The 16,363-nt window shown below is 65.8% G+C and carries 13 protein-coding genes; 12 read left to right on the top strand and 1 reads right to left on the bottom strand.

The genetic code is table 11. From position 1 onward, the window contains the following. Window positions 1-9 precede the first annotated feature (9 nt). The 6 genes from V8201_RS12440 to V8201_RS12415 all read left to right on the top strand — a co-directional run bounded on the left by V8201_RS12440 (window position 10) and on the right by V8201_RS12415 (window position 8,158). On the top strand, window positions 10-1,386 hold the full coding sequence (locus tag V8201_RS12440) for an O-antigen ligase family protein (RefSeq protein WP_336545498.1): 1,377 nt from the start codon (window positions 10-12) through the stop codon (window positions 1,384-1,386). 109 nt (window positions 1,387-1,495) lie between these two features. Further along, the gene (locus V8201_RS12435) at window positions 1,496-2,140 is read left to right on the top strand and encodes a polysaccharide biosynthesis/export family protein (RefSeq protein WP_336545497.1); all 645 of its coding nucleotides are present in this window, start codon (window positions 1,496-1,498) and stop codon (window positions 2,138-2,140) included. A 15-nt stretch (window positions 2,141-2,155) separates the two neighbouring features. After that, window positions 2,156-4,360, top strand: coding sequence for a GumC family protein (locus V8201_RS12430; protein ID WP_336545496.1), 2,205 nt, complete (start codon window positions 2,156-2,158; stop codon window positions 4,358-4,360). 130 nt (window positions 4,361-4,490) lie between these two features. Continuing rightward, window positions 4,491-5,606, top strand: coding sequence for a hypothetical protein (locus V8201_RS12425; protein WP_336545495.1), 1,116 nt, complete (start codon window positions 4,491-4,493; stop codon window positions 5,604-5,606). A 385-nt stretch (window positions 5,607-5,991) separates the two neighbouring features. Then, entirely contained in the window at window positions 5,992-7,002 is a 1,011-nt protein-coding gene (locus V8201_RS12420) for an acyltransferase family protein (RefSeq protein WP_336545494.1), read from the top strand. Between the two features lie 139 nt (window positions 7,003-7,141). Further along, complete coding sequence (locus tag V8201_RS12415) at window positions 7,142-8,158, top strand: site-specific integrase (RefSeq protein ID WP_336545493.1); 1,017 nt, start codon at window positions 7,142-7,144, stop codon at window positions 8,156-8,158. Window positions 8,159-8,456: 298 nt separating this feature from the next. On the opposite strand, the gene V8201_RS12410 is transcribed toward V8201_RS12415, so the two are convergent. Beyond that, on the bottom strand, window positions 8,457-8,951 hold the full coding sequence (locus V8201_RS12410; RefSeq protein ID WP_336545492.1) for a hypothetical protein: 495 nt from the start codon (window positions 8,949-8,951) through the stop codon (window positions 8,457-8,459). Between the two features lie 185 nt (window positions 8,952-9,136). Between V8201_RS12410 and V8201_RS12405 the strand changes: the two genes are divergently transcribed. The 6 genes from V8201_RS12405 (at window position 9,137) to V8201_RS12380 (ending at window position 16,341) form a co-directional block, all read left to right on the top strand. Then, window positions 9,137-11,158, top strand: coding sequence for an HAD family hydrolase (locus tag V8201_RS12405; RefSeq protein ID WP_336545491.1), 2,022 nt, complete (start codon window positions 9,137-9,139; stop codon window positions 11,156-11,158). After that, window positions 11,155-12,285: a hypothetical protein gene (locus V8201_RS12400; RefSeq protein WP_336545490.1), complete on the top strand. Its 1,131-nt coding sequence runs from the start codon at window positions 11,155-11,157 to the stop codon at window positions 12,283-12,285. The genes V8201_RS12405 and V8201_RS12400 overlap by 4 nt, the downstream gene beginning before the upstream one ends. Window positions 12,286-12,543: 258 nt before the next feature. Then, complete coding sequence (locus V8201_RS12395; RefSeq protein ID WP_336545489.1) at window positions 12,544-13,473, top strand: glycosyltransferase family 2 protein; 930 nt, start codon at window positions 12,544-12,546, stop codon at window positions 13,471-13,473. Next, window positions 13,470-14,543 (top strand): glycosyltransferase, encoded by a 1,074-nt coding sequence (locus V8201_RS12390; RefSeq protein ID WP_336545488.1) that lies wholly within the window; start codon window positions 13,470-13,472, stop codon window positions 14,541-14,543. The genes V8201_RS12395 and V8201_RS12390 overlap by 4 nt, the downstream gene beginning before the upstream one ends. Next, window positions 14,540-15,451 (top strand): polysaccharide pyruvyl transferase family protein, encoded by a 912-nt coding sequence (locus V8201_RS12385; RefSeq protein WP_336545487.1) that lies wholly within the window; start codon window positions 14,540-14,542, stop codon window positions 15,449-15,451. The genes V8201_RS12390 and V8201_RS12385 overlap by 4 nt, the downstream gene beginning before the upstream one ends. After that, a complete protein-coding gene (locus tag V8201_RS12380) occupies window positions 15,448-16,341 on the top strand; it encodes a glycosyltransferase family 2 protein (RefSeq protein ID WP_336545486.1) in 894 nt (297 codons plus the stop codon). Before V8201_RS12385 ends, V8201_RS12380 begins: the two co-directional genes overlap by 4 nt. The last annotated feature ends 22 nt before the right edge of the window (window positions 16,342-16,363 follow it).

Below are 16,363 nucleotides of genomic sequence, written 5' to 3'. Positions count from 1 at the left end.
GGGCAGCCGATGAAGAGCCAACGTCTGTCTTCATCGCGGTTTCGCCCAACATTGTCACTTGGCTTGTTCGCGATGTTTCTCACTGTTGTATGGATAGCGGGGGGCGCGTCGCGTGCCGATGTCATGGGGCAAGCGGTCGTACGCGGCGCTAGCTGGGCGCTATTGGCGATCACAGCTGTCTTGGCGCCAAGGCCGCGGCTGGGTCAGGTCAAGCCGGTGATGTTTTTTGTCACGGCGGCCGCGCTGTTGACGGCGCTCCAATTGCTTCCGTTACCGCCAAGCGTCTGGGAAGCGATGCCGGGCAGAGCAATTCTAGTGGAAGCAGCAACGGCCAGCGGTCAGACACAGCCTTGGCGGCCTTGGTCGATTGTGCCTGGCGCTACGATCAATGCGCTGGCCTCTCTCGTCATTCCTTTCGCGACGCTAATGCTGGTGTCGGTAATGCGGAAGGATGAGCAGGACTGGCTACCAGCAATGATGCTCGTGTTCATATCTGCGAGCATGATGATCGGCTTGCTGCAGTTTTCCGGAGCGGTACTAGCCAATCCTTTCATCAACGACACACCGGGGCAGACGGCGGGAACGCTCGCCAACCGCAACCATTTCGCGTTGCTGATGGCCATCGGTTGTGCGCTGGCGCCGGTATGGGCAATTCAGGATGAAGGACGCCTGCAGTGGCGCGGACCATTGGCGAGCGCATTGGTGCTGCTGTTTCTGCTGGCGATTTTGGGAAGCGGCTCCCGTGCGGGCCTGGGACTGGGCGTCGCTGGCGTTGCACTTGGTACGGTGATCATCGGCAAGCGCTTGCAGCGAGTGATGCAACGCAGATCGCGCTGGGCTTTTCCGGCCCTGATTGCCTTGGCGCTATGTGTTATCGTTGCGCTTACTATCGTCGGGGTGTCTACCGGACGCAGTGTGTCTGTTGGCCGCCTGTTGGCCACTGATCTGAACCAAGACATGCGCAGTCGCGGCTTGCCGACGGTCTTGGCCATGATTGGGAATTATCTTCCGTTTGGCACCGGTTTCGGGAGCTTTGATACCCTGTTTCGCATGCATGAGCCCTTTGCACTCTTGAAGCCGACCTATTTCAATCATGCCCACAACGACTGGCTAGAAATCGTTCTGGATGGCGGGGTGATCGGCGGGCTGTTGCTGATTGTGGCTCTAGTCTGGTGGGCTTGGGCTAGTGCCCGTGCCTGGCGATCGCACGCGAGTCTGCCCAAATTTGGGTCAGCGGCAATCCTGCTGCTAATGGCGGCAAGCCTCTTCGATTATCCAGCACGCACGCCGACGTTCATGATGGTGCTGGTCTTGGCAGCCGTTTGGCTGAACAGCGGTGGTACGAAGGGGGCGCCAGCTTTACCCCGCGACCCCCTACATCTATAGGCGACTGATTATCCCTTATTCGGCGCGGAATTTCTCGGGAAATATGCGGAAAATTTACATCGCTCTTTCGATGGCCGTGGCGCTTGCCGCGTGCGCTAAGCGGGTCCCGTTGGAATCTTCCGCGCGACTGACCGTCATCCAAAACAACGGAGAACTGCCTGCCCCCGAGCGGGCGGATCTCACAGTTGCAGATCGGCCGTCGCTGATCGGGCCGCTAGATACGATCGAAGTCGATGTCTTTAACGTCGCCGAGCTCAGCCGGGAAATTCAGGTCGATGCCAGCGGTCGCATATCAATGCCGTTGATTGGCACGATCGACGCACGAGGAAAAACCGCTGACGAATTGGCAAGGGCAGTGGAGGCGGCTCTGCGTGGCCGATACGTCCGCAATCCCGAAGTGACGATCAACATCAAGAATTCGGTGAGCCAAGTCGTCACAATTGATGGTCAGGTCGTGGAGCCTGGCCTTTACCCGGTGACCAATCAGATGACCCTCCTCCGCGCGGTTGCTTCAGCCAAAGGAATGACTGAGTTCGCCAGGCAGGAAGATGTTGTGATTTTGCGGACGGTGAATGGGCGCAAGATGGCTGGCTTGTACAATATTGCCGCTATTCGAGGCGGCGCCTACGATGACCCGCCCATCTACGCTAACGATGTGATTGTCGTTGGAGACTCCCCGCAACGTCGCCTTTTCCGCGACTTCGTTTCGGTCGCGCCGTTGCTGGCAGCGCCGCTCATCGCGATACTGCAGTAAGGCCGAGTCGTCGTCATGAACCAAGTCATATCTCATCCGCATGATGCCGTAACCGGATCTGGAACTGCTCGATCGGAAATGGACGGAGGCGATGCCACGCGCTCCTCGCTGATCCGTCAATATCTCCGCATCGCCATCCGGTGGCGTTACGTGATGCTTGGCGCGATGGCTGCGTTTTTCTTGTTGGGGCTGATAGTGACGTTGTTGATGACGCCGAAATATACGGCGGAAACGACAATCGAGATTTCGCGCGAGGCCAACAAGGTCACGAATTTTCAAGGCGTGGAACGCGAAGCGAGCATCGCCGATCAGGAATTTTACCAGACTCAATATGGCCTTCTGCATGCGCGCTCGCTGGCCGAGCGCGTCGCGACGGAACAGCGCCTAGTTGATGACCCTAAGTTCTTCCAATTGTTCGGCGTATCGAGCAACCACCCGGCATTTCAGCTGGTCAACGGACGATATCCCGCATCCGGCCGCCCCGCGCGCCTGCGTGCCGCCGGGGGAATATTGCTCAAAAACGTGGATATTTCGCCGACGCGCCTTTCGCGCCTTGTCACCATCAGCTTTATCAGTCCGAGTGCCGAACTGTCCGCCCGAGTGGCCAATGCTTGGGCGGAAAACTTTATTAGGACGAATCTGGAACGAAAGATCCAGGCGACGTCCTATGGGCGGAACCTGCTTCAGCGCCAATTGGGTGAGTTCAAGGAAAGACTGGACGCCTCGCAGCGACAACTCGTCGGTTATGCGTCTGCGCAGCAGATTATCAATCTGCCGTCTCAGACCGGTGCGGACGGGCGTGCTACGTCAGAACGGTCGATTGTCGCGGATGACCTCGCGGCATTGAACACCGCATTGACGCAGGCGACGGCCGACCGAATTCAGGCGGAATCACGCTATCAGCAGGCTGGTCGTTCGGGCGCGTCCGCCGAAACGCTGCGCAACCAAGCGATCAACAGCCTGCGCCAGCGTCGTGCGGAGCTTACGGCTGAATACCAGCGGCTAATGGTTCAGTTCGAGCCGACGTATCCCGCGGCAGCGGCGCTTAAGTCACAGATCACGCAGCTTGACCGGTCGATCGCCAATGAAGAAGCGCGTGTCTCCGGATCATTCCAAGGTGAATATCGGGAAGCGCTTGGTCGCGAGAATGCGCTTCAGGCCCGAGTAAACCAGCTAAAATCTCAGTATCTCGATCTTCGCCGGCGTAGCATCCAGTACAATATCTATCAGCAGGAGGTGGATACCAACCGCGCCCTGTATGATGGCCTGCTCCAACGGTTCAAGGAGATCGGCGTTGCGGGTGATGTCGGCGTCAACAACGTTGCCATTGTCGATGCGGCGGATGTTCCGCAGATGCCGTCAAGCCCAAAGCTACTGATCAATCTGGCAATTTCTTTGTTGGCCGGCTTGGCGATGGGTGCATTGGCGGCGTTCGCGCTCGAGCAAATGGATGAAGCGATCGCGGACCCAAGCGAATTGGAGCGCCGCATCGGTCTGCCGTTGCTTGGGTCGGTTCCAAAGGTGAGAAATACAACGCCCAAAGAAGCGCTGTTGGATCGCAAGTCGGATCTCGTCGATGCTTATCTTGCGGTGCAGTCCAGTTTGGGGTTCACCACCGAGCAGGGCGTGCCGCGGTCCTTGGCCGTCACCTCTACGCGACCCGCAGAAGGCAAGTCGACGACCGCACTTGCACTTGCCACCACGCTCGCGCGTGGCCATCGCCGCGTTATCCTGATCGACGGTGACATGCGCTCGCCTTCGGTCCACCAACTGGGTGGCGTGTCCCATGATCGCGGCCTTAGCAATTTCTTGTCCGGCGACGACAATATCGAGACAATGATCTTCGAAATGGCAGATCTAGGCTTCACAGCGATGTCGGCCGGCCCCATTCCGCCGAACGCAGCAGAATTGTTGACCGGCAACCGCCTGCCAGTGTTGATCAATCGCCTGCTCGAGAGCTATGATCACGTCGTGATCGACTCCCCGCCTGTGATGGGACTAGCGGATGCGCCGTTGATCGCCGCTCGCGTTCAGGGCGTGATCTATACGGTCGAGGCGCACGGCATTCGCTCGACCTTGGTGAAGACCGCGCTCAGTCGCCTCGCGAGTGTAAATGCGCGGGTCATTGGTGCCGTGATGACAAAGTTCGAGATGCGAAAAGCTCATTTCGGTTATGGCTACGAATATGGTTATGGCTATGGCCGCGATGAGAAGGCCTGATCCATCCCGGAGCATGCAGGTAGGGCGCTCCATACCGAGGCGATCGTCGATCGACTGGATAGTTCGCGGTGTGTTGGCTGCCCTACTGTTAGCGTTTGGCGCGCTAAGCCTCGCCGCGGCATTGGCTTCGGTGATCAAGAACGATGATCCGGCGCGGGCGCATGCCTTGGCTCCTTGGGATGGCCGGGTCACCGCTCAACTTGCACTGAAGACCGTCCTTGATCTTCAAGGCAAAGGCGCACCCTTCGATGAAAGCCTAGCACAGCGGGCGCTGCGGCAGGACGCTACCGCCGCGGCAGCCGTCACTGCTTTGGGGCTTCGGGCTGAGGAAAAAAAGAATACACCACAGGCGCGGCAGCTTTTTGCGTATGGCCAGCAGCTAACACGCCGTGATTTGCTCGCGCAATTATGGGAGATTGAAGACTCTGTCGCGCGTGGAGACATTTCGGCGACATTGCATCATTATGATATTGCACTAAGAATTTCCAAGCAAGCAAGTGAGATGCTGTTTCCGATTCTCGTCGAAGCGATGGGAGACGACCGCATCCGTAGTCGATTGATCACGACGCTCACATCCGAACCGCCTTGGGCAGGCTTGTTCATCGAGTATGCTGCTGCGAACGGACGCAATCCAAATGCGACCGCCTCGTTGTTTCGTGATATTGAGTTGCGAAAGCCTATCATTTCTAACGTAGCAAAAGAGTTGCTGATCGCGCGGCTTAGCGCGAAGGGATCGGTTGAGGAAGCGTGGCAGTATTACGCGTCCTTTCGCGCCAACGCACGGCGTGACGCCAGCCGCGATCCGACCTTCGCAGCAGCACTGACGAACCCGACCGTATTTGACTGGCAATCTGTTGCGGCAGATGGGTTGAGTGCTTCTATAGACCGGAATTCGCTTGACGTAAGTGCGTCGGCCAGTGTCGGCGGAATATTAGTCAGGCAGGTTCAGGTGCTTCCGCCAGGCAGTTATCGTTTAACCGGTCACAGCGTCGACATCGATCAGCCCGATACGGCACTGCCCTATTGGGTTATGACATGTCAGGATGGACGGGAGGTCGGACGCGTTGCTGTTCCTAATTCATCGTCTGCGGGGGGAAATTTTTCCGGCCTGATGACCGTTCCGACGAACTGCCCGATGCAGACCCTAGCTCTGATGGCGCGATCGTCGGACGCTATTCCGGCGTTAAGCGGGCAATTTGATCGCGTGCAGCTCGCTCCCGCGGGTCAACGAGGAGGCAATGGATGAGGCGCGATCATCGAACCCCAATGTCTATGCGTATCATTCTTACCATAATCAGTTGCTCGTTATCGTCTGTTACGGCAGCTCAAAGCGAAAGCCGGCAGGCGGCGCGGTCCATCGATGTCGGCCAACGTGAGGATGCAGCAAAAATGGCACCGAATGTGATCCCCATGGCCAGGGTATCACAGCGATTGCAAACCCGAATGAATACGCGGATCAGTAATCGTCTTGTCCGTGGAATAGGCTCGACGGCATCGTTTGCGGCGGCAAACGCCCAAGTTCAAAAAACAAAATCTACCAAGTGATTTGATCGACCATGGCGGCAGCTTCCAAATCCATCGGGCCCAATGGGCTCGCGGCCGATCGCTTGCGAGAGCGCAACAACTGGGATTTGGTTCGCCTGATCCTGGCTTCCATGGTCGTCGCTTATCACAGCTATGTAATGACGGGGCTGTCGGCGCCGGCATGGTATAGTACGATTGCGCGCGGCGATCTGGCTGTTGCCGGATTTTTCGGTCTCAGCGGTTATATGGTCACCGGAAGCTATGACCGTGCACGCGACGTCAAGGTATACTTTCTATCTCGTCTTTGCCGTATTTACCCAGCCTATGCTGCCTCAATCATGTTCGCCTTGATCATTGGACTGTCAGTCTCGACGTTGCGCGAGCCAATGGTTTTATTTGTTTCCAGCATACGTTATCTTTTGGCCAACCTATCTTTAATGAACACTTTTCAGCCTACCATACCGGGCGCATTTGAGCATAATATACATCAGGAAATCAACACTGCTTGGTGGACGTTGAAGATTGAGGTTGCATTTTATTTTATCCTGCCGGGTATGCTGGTTCTGATCAGGGGGAGAAAGGGAGTTATCTGGGCTATATTAATATATATGTTGGGTTACGCTTGGAGCATGGGATGGAATAGGTTTTCAGATACAAATCATATTAATTTCTATGCTCGGATGGCCCGCCAATTACCTGGGTGGACTGGATATTTTGCTGTAGGCGCTTCGGCTTATTTTAGCCGTGAGCATCTAATGCGTTTCCGATGGCCGATTGTATTTTTTTCGGGCTACATTGTCGCCCTCGGTGTCCAAACCTTTGATCTGGTGGCACCCTTAGCAATAACAATGTTGGTTCTTTCAGTTGGATTGATTGGACCACATGTGCCGGTTAATCGGTTCGGTGACATATCTTTTGGAATATATGTGTACCATTCTCCAATAATACAGTTGCTAATATGGTCGAAAATGACGGGGGGCGTGGGGATATTGCTATTTTTTGCATTGACCATGACGCTGATACTGCCAATCGCCTGGCTTTCCTGGACGTTCATCGAGCGCCCGGCGATGGAATGGGCAAAGGCTAGGCATAAGGCGCGTCGCTCTGCAATGGTTTGAGACAGCAGCCTGTCGCCCTACAAAGCTGATCAATATGTGTTAGGTTCTGACACGAACTAATAAAGACGCTCTTGTCCGATAACCATGATTCCCGGACACACCCCTAGCCACCGCCGCCGCCGCATGCCACGCTCCCCCCATGCCCCGCCGGCCGCCCGCATCCGCACCCCATCCCGTCATCGCCTCGCCCGCCGCACCCATCCCCCACCAACCGCCGCTCCCCGCGATCCTCAACGCCAAGATCGAGCAGGCCGCCGCCTATGCCCGCGCCGCGCGCGCCACCGCGACGCGGCGGGCGTATGACAGCGACTGGGCGATCTTCACCGCCTGGTGCGAGGCGCATGGTCTGATCGCGCTGCCGGCGACGCCGGATGTCGTCGCGGTGTTCGTCAGCGATCAGGCGGTCGGCGGGATCAATCCGGCGACGATCGGCCGGCGCGTCGCGGCGATCGGCCATCATCATCGTGCGCACGGCTATCCGGCGCCGACCGCGCAGCCCGATGCCGGGCGGCTCGCCGAGGTGCTCGCCGGGATCCGCGCGGAACATGGCGGGGCGAAGCGGCGCAAGCGGCCCGCCGATGCCGCGGTGCTGCAGGCGATGCTCGCCGCGGTCGAGGGCGACGGGCTGCGCGCGCGGCGGGATCGCGCGATCCTGGCGATCGGCATGGCCGCGGCGCTGCGCCGGTCGGAGATCGTCGCGCTCGCGCTCGATCATGTCGCGCTGGTGCCCGAAGGGCTGCGGCTGACGATCGCGCAGTCGAAGACCGATCGCACCGGCGCGGGCGCGGTGATCGCGATTCCGGAAGGCGCGCGGATCCGGCCCAAGGCGCTGCTGCTCGGCTGGATGGCGGCGGCCGGGCATCGCGACGGGCCGCTGTTCCGCCGGCTGACGCGCAAGGACGCGCTCACCGACGCGCCGATGTCGGACCGGGCGATCGCGCGGCTGGTGCAATCCCATGCCGCCGCGGCGGGCTATGATCCGGCGCTGTTCGGCGGTCATTCGCTGCGCGCCGGCTTCATCACTGAAGGCGCGGCGCAGGGCGCGACGATCTTCAAGCTGCAGGAGGTCAGCCGCCATAAATCGGTGCAGGTGCTCTCCGACTATGTCCGCGACGCCGATCTGTTCCGCGACCATGCCGGTGCGCGTTTCCTGTAAGCCGTATCCCGCGTCGGCTGAAGGGTTCGCGCAGAGGCGCGGAGGACGCAGAGGGGCGCACCGGTGTCAGCGGCAGCGAGCAAATCGTCAGCCGAAAAGCGCGACGCTGCCGGGTATGATCCCGCTCTTGCCGATTTGATCACGCGGAGGCGCGGAGGGTGTCGCGTGCGCCATGGCCGTCGCGATGCGCTCAGGCCGTGGCGGGGGCATGGCCACGCTGACCCGCGCGTGATGCCTCCGCGCCTCCGCGCGAACCCCGAATGACGCGACGCCCGACGAACCGCGCTGACCTTCCTGGCTATCCGACACGTCGACGTATCGACATGTCGACAGCCACTGCCAGCCGCCGACGGGTAAGCCGCGGGTCCTCGAACAGGTCGCGGATCGCGCGCCGGCGAAAGCCATTCCACCAGCGTTGCCAGCGATGCTCGGCGGCATCGTGAAGCATGTGGCAGCGCTGGCACAGCGCGGCGAGATTGGCGGAGCGGTTGTTGCCGGGATCATGGTCGAGGTGCGCGCAGGCGAGCACGACATAGGTGGTGCGCACCGCGGCGAGCGGCGCGGCGCCGCGCAGCCCGACGCAGCGACCGTCGCCGTCGCGCCAGCGCTGCGCCGCGCCGTCCCACCAGCGGCCGTCGCCGAGATGCGCGACGTGGCGGCGATGCGGGCGGCGGCAGCGTTCGCAGCGCGCCGCGGCGCGGCCGAAGCGGATCGCCTGCGACAGCTGCGGCCAGTCGATCGGGTAGAGCCAGCGGTTCTCGGCGCGGATCGGCATCGCGATTCTATGAGTCATCGCGAGTCGCGTGCCAAGCCCCCGCGCCGCGCGCCGCGAATCGCGCGCAAGCCCCCGGCCCCGGCCGGTGCTGCCGTGCGCAGACGTTCCGGTCCCGTCCCGATCCGGAGCAGAGCGTGCGTGCCCCGCGGCGAAACCAATTTGCGTTAAGAAACGTTTCGCCGGAACAATAACTTGGGGGTCCATTGTTCATCCTGCATCTGGCCCTTGGCGGCTGTCTCAAAGCGCCGCCCGTCGCCTACGGGATCACCGCCGACACCGGCGGCCATATCGCTTATGTGCTCGAGGCGGCGCGTGCCCAGGCTGAGGCCGAGGCGGTCGACGCGGTGTCGATCGTCACCCGCCGGTTCCGCGACGCGCGGCTCGATCCGTGCCATGCCGTCGCCAGCGAGAGCGTCGCCCCCGGTCTGACGATCGACCGGATCGCCACCGCCACCCCCGCCTATCTCGAGAAAGAGGCGCTCGACGCCGAATTGCCCGCCTTCATCCAGGCGTTCTGCGCGCATCTCGCCGCGCTGCCGCGGCTGCCCGACGTCATCCACGCGCATTTCGCCGATGCCGCCGCGGTGGCGCGCGTCGCGCAGGCGCGCTTCGGCATCCCCTTCGTCTATACGCCGCACGCGCTCGGCATCGACAAGCGCGCCGCCGGGCTGGGCGGCGACGGCCTCGCCGCGCGGATCGACGCCGAGCGGCGCGCGATCGCCGAGGCCGCGGCGATCATCGTCTCGACCCGCGACGAGGCGGAGCGGCAGATCGGCGGCTATGACGTCGCGGTCGCCGGGCGGATCCACTGCCTGCCGCCCGGCGTGCCGCGCCACGAGGCCGATCGGCCCGGCCGGCCGACACTCGCCGACCGGCTCGGCGACTGGCTCGACCGGCCGGACCGGCCGATCCTGTTCGCGGTGGCGCGGCCGGTCGCCAAGAAGAACCTCGCCGCCCTCATCCGCGCCTATGCCGGCGACGCCGGCTTACGCGACGCGGCCAATCTCGTCATCCTCGCCGGGCGGCACGATCATGCGCAGGGCGAGGAGGCGGCGGTGCTCGCCGAGCTCCACCGGCTCGCCGCCGATCCGGCGCTCGCCGGGCGGATCGCGCTGCCGCCGCGCCACGATGCCGCCGACGTCGCCGCGCTCTACGCGCGTGCCGCCGACGGCGGGGTGTTCGTCAATCCGGCGCTGCACGAGCCGTTCGGCCTGACCGTGATCGAGGCCGCCGCGGCCGGCGTGCCGGTGGTGGCGACGCGCAACGGTGGCCCTGCCGAGATCGTCGCGCGGCTGCGCCACGGCGTGCTGATCGACCCGCGCGACGACGCCGCGATCGCCGCCGCCTGCCGCGACCTGCTGTGCGATCCGGTCCGCCACGCCCGCCATGCACAGGCGGCGCGGGCGCATGTCGGCGCCTATTGCTGGACGCGTTATGCGGCGGAGAGCGTCGCGCTCTACCGCGCGATCGCGGCGCCGCGGCTGCTCGCCTGCGACATCGACCATACGCTGACCGGCTGCGCGGACGGCGCGGCGGCCTTTGCCGCGTGGCGTGCCGCCTCGCCGCTCGGCTTCGTCGTCGCGACCGGGCGCGGTCATGCCGCGGCGCAGGCGATCCTCGCCGCCTGGCGGCTGCCCGCGCCCGATGCCTATATCGTCGATGTCGGCACGCGGCTGCTGCTCGCCGACGGCGCGGGCGGCTGGCGCGCCTGCGCCGATTATGCGCGCGCGCTCGATGCCGGCTGGGATCGCGCCGCGGTGGTGCGGACGCTGACGCCGCTCGCGTTGACGCCGCAGCCGGCGGAGACCGCCGGGCCGCACAAAGTGAGCTTCTTCGGCGACGCGGGGGATGCCGCGCGCATCCGCACCGCGCTGGGGCAGGCGGGATTGCAGGCGCGGGTGATCTTCTCGCACGGCCGGCTGATCGACGTGCTCGCGCCGGCGGGGGGCAAGGCCGCGGCGATCGCGGCTTATGCCGCGCGCCACGGCTGGTCGCTCGGCCAGTGTATCGCCGCGGGCGACAGCGGCAACGATGCCGACATGCTCGCCGCCTGCGGTCAGGCCATCGTCGTCGGCAATGCCGGGGACGAGCTCGCCGGCCTGCCGCCGCGGCCCGGCCTGTACCGCGCCGCCGCGCATCATGCCGGCGGCATCGTCGAGGGATTGGACCGGCTCGGGCTGGTCGCGACGCCGGTGGCGGCGCCTGCGCCGGCGCTGGCGGCATGAGGCCGTTCGGCTATTTCGTCCATCATCAGGGACGCGGCCATGCCGAACGCTGCGCGGCGATCGCGCAGGCGCTGCCGCCGACGCGGCCGCTGACGCTGTTCTGCGCGCGCGACGACATCTTCCCGCCGCTGCCCGATCGTGTCGCGATCGTCCGCCTGCCGTCGTTGTTCGAGCCGAGCGGCGACGAGGCGGGGACGATGGACTGGGTGGCGACGCCCGACACGCTGCATTGCGCGCCGCTGGGCTGGCCGGGCATCCGCCGCGCGATGGCGACGCTGAGCGGCTGGTTCGACACCGCCGATCCGGCGCTGATGATCTGCGACGTCTCGGCGGAGGTCGCGCAGCTCGCCCGCATCTGTTCGGTGCCGCACGTCAAGGTGCTCCAGCATGGCGACCGCGGCGATCCCGGCCATCGCGCCGCCTATGACGGCGCGGCGGGGCTGCTCGCGCCGTTCCACGCCGATCTCGCCCAGCCCGACTGGGATGCGACGATGCGCGCCAAGACCTGTTTCGCCGGCGGGCTCGGCGTCGACACCCGCGTCAGCGATCGCGACGCGGCGCGCGCGCGCCTGGGGATCGGCACGGACGAGGAGATGATCCTGGTGGTGGCGGGCGGCGGGGGCGGCGGGTTCGCCGCCGCGCCGCTGGGGGTCGGCGCGCGCGCGACGCCGCAGGCGCGCTGGATCACGATCGGCCCGGTGCAGCGCGACTGGCATGCGACCGAACCCGCCAATCTGACGCACCGCGGCTGGGTCGAGGATGCCGCCGATCATATCGCCGCCGCCGACCTCGTCATCGCCTCGACCGGCAACACCACCTGCCAGCAGATCCTCGCCGCGGCGCGGCCGTGGCTGGCGATCCCCGAATGGCGCTATTTCGACGAACAGCATCGCAAGGCCGAGGCGCTCGCCGCCGCCGGCGTGGCGAGCGTGCGGCCGCATCTGCCCTCGTCGGCGGACGGCTGGCGCGCCGCGCTCGCGGCGACGCGGCGCGATCACCGCCCCGCCGCGCAGCGCGCGATGATCGCCGCCGACCCCGCCGCCGACGCGGCGCGCTGGCTGGAGGGGCTGGCGGAGCGGCTGTGGACGCCGTCCGTGGTGGCGACGCCGGTCGTGGTGGAGGCATGATGAGTCACGCGAAGCCGCGAAGCCGCGAAGAAAAAGAAGAAGAACGGTTCGCGCAGAGGCGCGGCGGGCGCGGAGGTGTTTCGTGCGCGGCAGCGCACCGGCTTACATCATCGACCCGACATAGCGGGCCGCTGACGCGGCAGGCGCATCGTCTCTGCGTCCTCCGCGCCTCTGCGCGACCATCATTCCTGCCTTCGCGACTTTGCGTCTTCGCGTGAACCACCCGACCGGCCCCATCCCTCCCACTGGAATCCGCACATGACCGTATCCGTCGTCACGCTCGCCAAGGGGCGGCCCGCGCATCTCGTCAACCTCGTCCACGGCCTCGCGCAGCAGAGCCTGCCGCCGGTCGAGCTGATCGTCGCGGTGATGCAGGCCGAGGCCTATGACCTGCCCGACGCGCCCTTTCCGATCCGTCAGATGCACGTCGTCGCCGACGCGCTGCCGCTCGCCGCGGCGCGCAATGCCGCGGCGCGCGCGGCGATTGGCGACGATCTCGTCTTCCTCGACATGGATTGCATCCCGACCCCCGATCTGGTCGCCGATTATGCCGGCTTCCTCGCGACGCACGATGCGCTGCTGATGGGCGAGGTGATGTACCTGCCCGGCGGGGCGACCGACGCCGATCTGTCGATGGAGCGGTTCGACGCGCTGGCGGTGCGCCATTCCGACCGGCGCGGCCCGCCGCCGGCGGGGGTCGAGGCGTGCAACGACTATCGCTGCTTCTGGTCGCTCAACTTCGCGATGCGGCGCGCCACCTTCCTCGCCGTCGGCGGGTTCGACGAACGCTATGTCGGCTATGGCGGCGAGGACACCGATTTCGGCAAGACGCTCGACCAGGCCGGCGTCCCCATCGCCTGGATCAAGGGTGGGCGCGCCTATCACCAATATCACCCGCACCATATGCCGCCGGTCCATCACCTCGACAGCGTCGTGCGCAACGCGGAGCTGTTCGAGAGCAAATGGGGCTATCGGACGATGGGCCATTGGCTGCACGCCTTCCGGCTGATGGGGCTGGTCGACGATACCGCCGGCCGGCCGGTGCGCATCCTGCGCCGCCCGGGGCCGGAGGATTATGCGCTGACCGGCCAGCAGAGCCACCAGCCCTATGCCAATACGGCGAGCGTGATCCGCACGCTCGAGGAACGCGGGTCCCACCCCGCGCCGGACAGCCTCGCCGCGGCATGAGGATCGCGATCCTCGCCCATGTCCGCCAGCGCATCGCCCCGCCGTTCGCCGGCGGGATGGAGGCGCATGGCTGGCAGCTCGCCGCGGGGCTGCAGGCGCGCGGCCATGACGTGACGCTGTTCGCCTCGGGCGACAGCGATCCGCGCTTCCGCATCGATCCGGTCGTCGCCGAACATTACGAGCGAACCTTCCCCTGGGCGGAGCATCGCGGCTCGGCGCCGCTGATCGCGCATCTCGACGCCGCTTATGCCGCCGCCTGCGACCGGATCGCCGCCGGCGGCTATGACGTCGTCCACAACAACAGCCTGCACCGGTTCGCGATCGAGCCGCGGCGCACCGCGGTGACGCCGACCGTCACCTCGCTGCACGTGCCGCCATACGATGCGCTGCACTGGTTCGTCCGCGCCAGCGCGACGCCGGGGCATCGGCTCACCGTCACCTCGGCGACGCAGCTCGCCGCCTGGTGGCCGGAGGGTGCGCCGGCGCAGGCGTCGGTGCTGCACAACGGCATCGATACCGATGCCTGGCCGTATCGCGCGACGGGCGACGGCCGCGCCATCTGGTGCGGGCGGATCACCCCCAACAAGGGGCCGCATTTCGCCGCCGAGGCGGCGCGCCGCGCCGGCATCCCGCTCGACCTGTTCGGCCCGATCGAGGATCCCGACTATCACGCCGCCGAGGTCGCGCCGCTGCTCGGCGAGACGATCCGCTATCGCGGTCATCTGCCCGGCGAGGCGCTTGCCGCCGAACTCGGCCGCGCCGCTTTGTTCCTGTTCACGCCATGCTGGGACGAGCCGTTCGGGCTGGTCGCCGCCGAGGCGATGGCCTGCGGCCTGCCGGTCGCCGCCTTCGACCAGGGCGCCGCGCGCGAGGTGATTGGCGAGGCGGGCGCCTTCGCCCCGGTCGGCGACGTCGCCGCGCTCGCCGCGGCGATACGGCAGGCGCTCGCCATTCCGCGGCCGGTGGCGCGCGACCGCGCCGTGCGGATGTTCGGCCGCGACCGCTGGCTCGAACGCTGCGAGGCGCTGTACCGCGCGGCGATCGCCGACCACGCCGCGCTCGCCGCATGAGCCCGCCCGCGACGCTGGCGGTGCTCGACGCCGCCTATCGCACGCATGTCGGCGCCGGCACGCGCTATGCGCTGCTCGACTTTCCCGATCACGCCAATGTCGGCGACAGCGCGATCTGGCTCGGCGAATGCGCCTTGCTCGAGGCGATCACCGGACGTCGACCCGTCTACGTGTCGACATGGCATGATCTTGACATCGACGCGCTCGCCACGGCGGAGGCGGAGGTCGTCTTTCTCCATGGCGGCGGCAATCTCGGTGATATCTGGCCGCATCACCAGCGCTTCCGCGAGACGGTGCTGGCGCGGGTGCGCGACCGGCCGGTGGTGCAATTGCCGCAGTCGATCCATTTCCGTGATCCGGGCGAGGCGGCGCGCTTCGTCGCGCTCGCCGACGCTCATCCCGATTTCACGCTCTACGTCCGCGACGCGACCAGCCTCGCCTTCGCCGCCGACCGGCTCGCCGCGCCGGTGCGGCTCGTCCCCGATTCCGCGATCGCCTTGGGCGCGCAGCCGCGTGGCCCGGCGGAGGCGCCGCTGCTGATGCTGTTGCGCAGCGACGACGAGCGCCGCGATCACGGCGCGCCGCCGCCCGCGGGCGCGCGCGTCGTCGACTGGCTCGACGATGCGCCCGACCTGCCCGCCGGCGACGACATCGCCGCGCGCGATGCGCAGGCGCGCCACCGCGTCGCGCGCGGGCTGGCGCTGATCGCGCAGGGTGCGGTGCTGGTCACCGACCGGCTGCACGGCGCGATCCTCGCCGATCTGCTCGCGCTGCCGCACGTCGTGCTCGACAATGATTACGGCAAGATCGCCGCCTATCGCGCGACCTGGCCCGCCGCCACGCCGAACGCCGCCGCCGCGACGATGGCGGAGGCGGTCGCCGCGGTCGCGCGGCTCGCTGCCGGATGAGCGAAGCGCCCGACGTCAGCCTGCTGGTCTGCACCCGCGACCGCTGCGCCAGCCTCGCCGCGACGCTCGCCTCGATCACGCGCGCCGCCGATGCCGCGCCCGAGGTGTCGATCGAGGTGATCCTGGTCGACAACGGCTCGGCCGACGCGACCGCGGCGGTGATCGCCGGCTGGCAGCCGCATTTCCCCGTCCATCGCCTGCGCGAGACGCGGCCCGGCCTCGCGCGGGCGCGCAACCATGCGCTGGCGCGGGCGAGCGGCCGGATCGTCGCGATGACCGACGACGACTGCCTGCTCCACGCCGATTATTTCGCCGCGCTGCTCGCCGCCTTCGCCGCGGTGCCGGCGCCGGCGATCGTCGGCGGGCGCATCCTGCTCGGCGATCCCGCCGACCTGCCGGTGACGGTCAAGCTCGAGGATCACCCGATGACCGCGGTCGCCGGCCGCTTCCCCGGCGGCTTCGTGATGGGCGCCAATCTCGCCTTCACCGCCGACGTGCCGCGCCGCGTCGGCCGGTTCGACGAACGCTTCGGTGCCGGCGCGCCGTTCGTCGCGGCGGAGGACACCGACTTCCTGTTCCGTGCGATGCGCTGCGGCGTCGGCCTGCATTACGACCATCGCTTCACCGTCGACCACCACCACGGCCGCCGCCACCGCGACGAGGAGACGCGGCTGCTCGCCGGCTATGGCTTCGGCGACGGCGCGCTCTACGCCAAACACTGGCGCGATGCGTGGATCGCGCGCGCGCTGCTGCGCGATATCGCCGACCTGTGGCGCGACCTCGCCGACCCGGTGACCACCCATGCCGGCATCCGCGCCTTCTACGCCTTCCGCCTGCGCCACAAGCTGCGCGGCTTCCTCTTCTACTGGCGCCACGCCCTGCGGGCATAAGGGCATGGCACCAGCGCTCTCG

It is taken from the genome of Sphingomonas kyungheensis, from assembly GCF_037120395.1.
Lineage (GTDB): Bacteria > Pseudomonadota > Alphaproteobacteria > Sphingomonadales > Sphingomonadaceae > Sphingomonas > Sphingomonas kyungheensis.
Note: the sequence above shows the minus strand (reverse complement) of the source record. Positions and strands in the feature narration are given on the sequence as shown.

Excerpts from the sequence above, each read along its gene's own strand:
- V8201_RS12415 (WP_336545493.1), top strand. The coding sequence starts at position 7,142 with ATGCCCCGCCGGCCGCCCGCATCCGCACCCCATCCCGTCATCGCCTCG.
- V8201_RS12440 (WP_336545498.1), top strand. The coding sequence starts at position 10 with ATGAAGAGCCAACGTCTGTCTTCATCGCGGTTTCGCCCAACATTGTCA.
- V8201_RS12380 (WP_336545486.1), top strand. The coding sequence starts at position 15,448 with ATGAGCGAAGCGCCCGACGTCAGCCTGCTGGTCTGCACCCGCGACCGC.
- V8201_RS12395 (WP_336545489.1), top strand. The coding sequence starts at position 12,544 with ATGACCGTATCCGTCGTCACGCTCGCCAAGGGGCGGCCCGCGCATCTC.
- V8201_RS12410 (WP_336545492.1), bottom strand. The coding sequence starts at position 8,951 with ATGACTCATAGAATCGCGATGCCGATCCGCGCCGAGAACCGCTGGCTC.
- V8201_RS12385 (WP_336545487.1), top strand. The coding sequence starts at position 14,540 with ATGAGCCCGCCCGCGACGCTGGCGGTGCTCGACGCCGCCTATCGCACG.
- V8201_RS12430 (WP_336545496.1), top strand. The coding sequence starts at position 2,156 with ATGAACCAAGTCATATCTCATCCGCATGATGCCGTAACCGGATCTGGA.
- V8201_RS12400 (WP_336545490.1), top strand. The coding sequence starts at position 11,155 with ATGAGGCCGTTCGGCTATTTCGTCCATCATCAGGGACGCGGCCATGCC.
- V8201_RS12390 (WP_336545488.1), top strand. The coding sequence starts at position 13,470 with ATGAGGATCGCGATCCTCGCCCATGTCCGCCAGCGCATCGCCCCGCCG.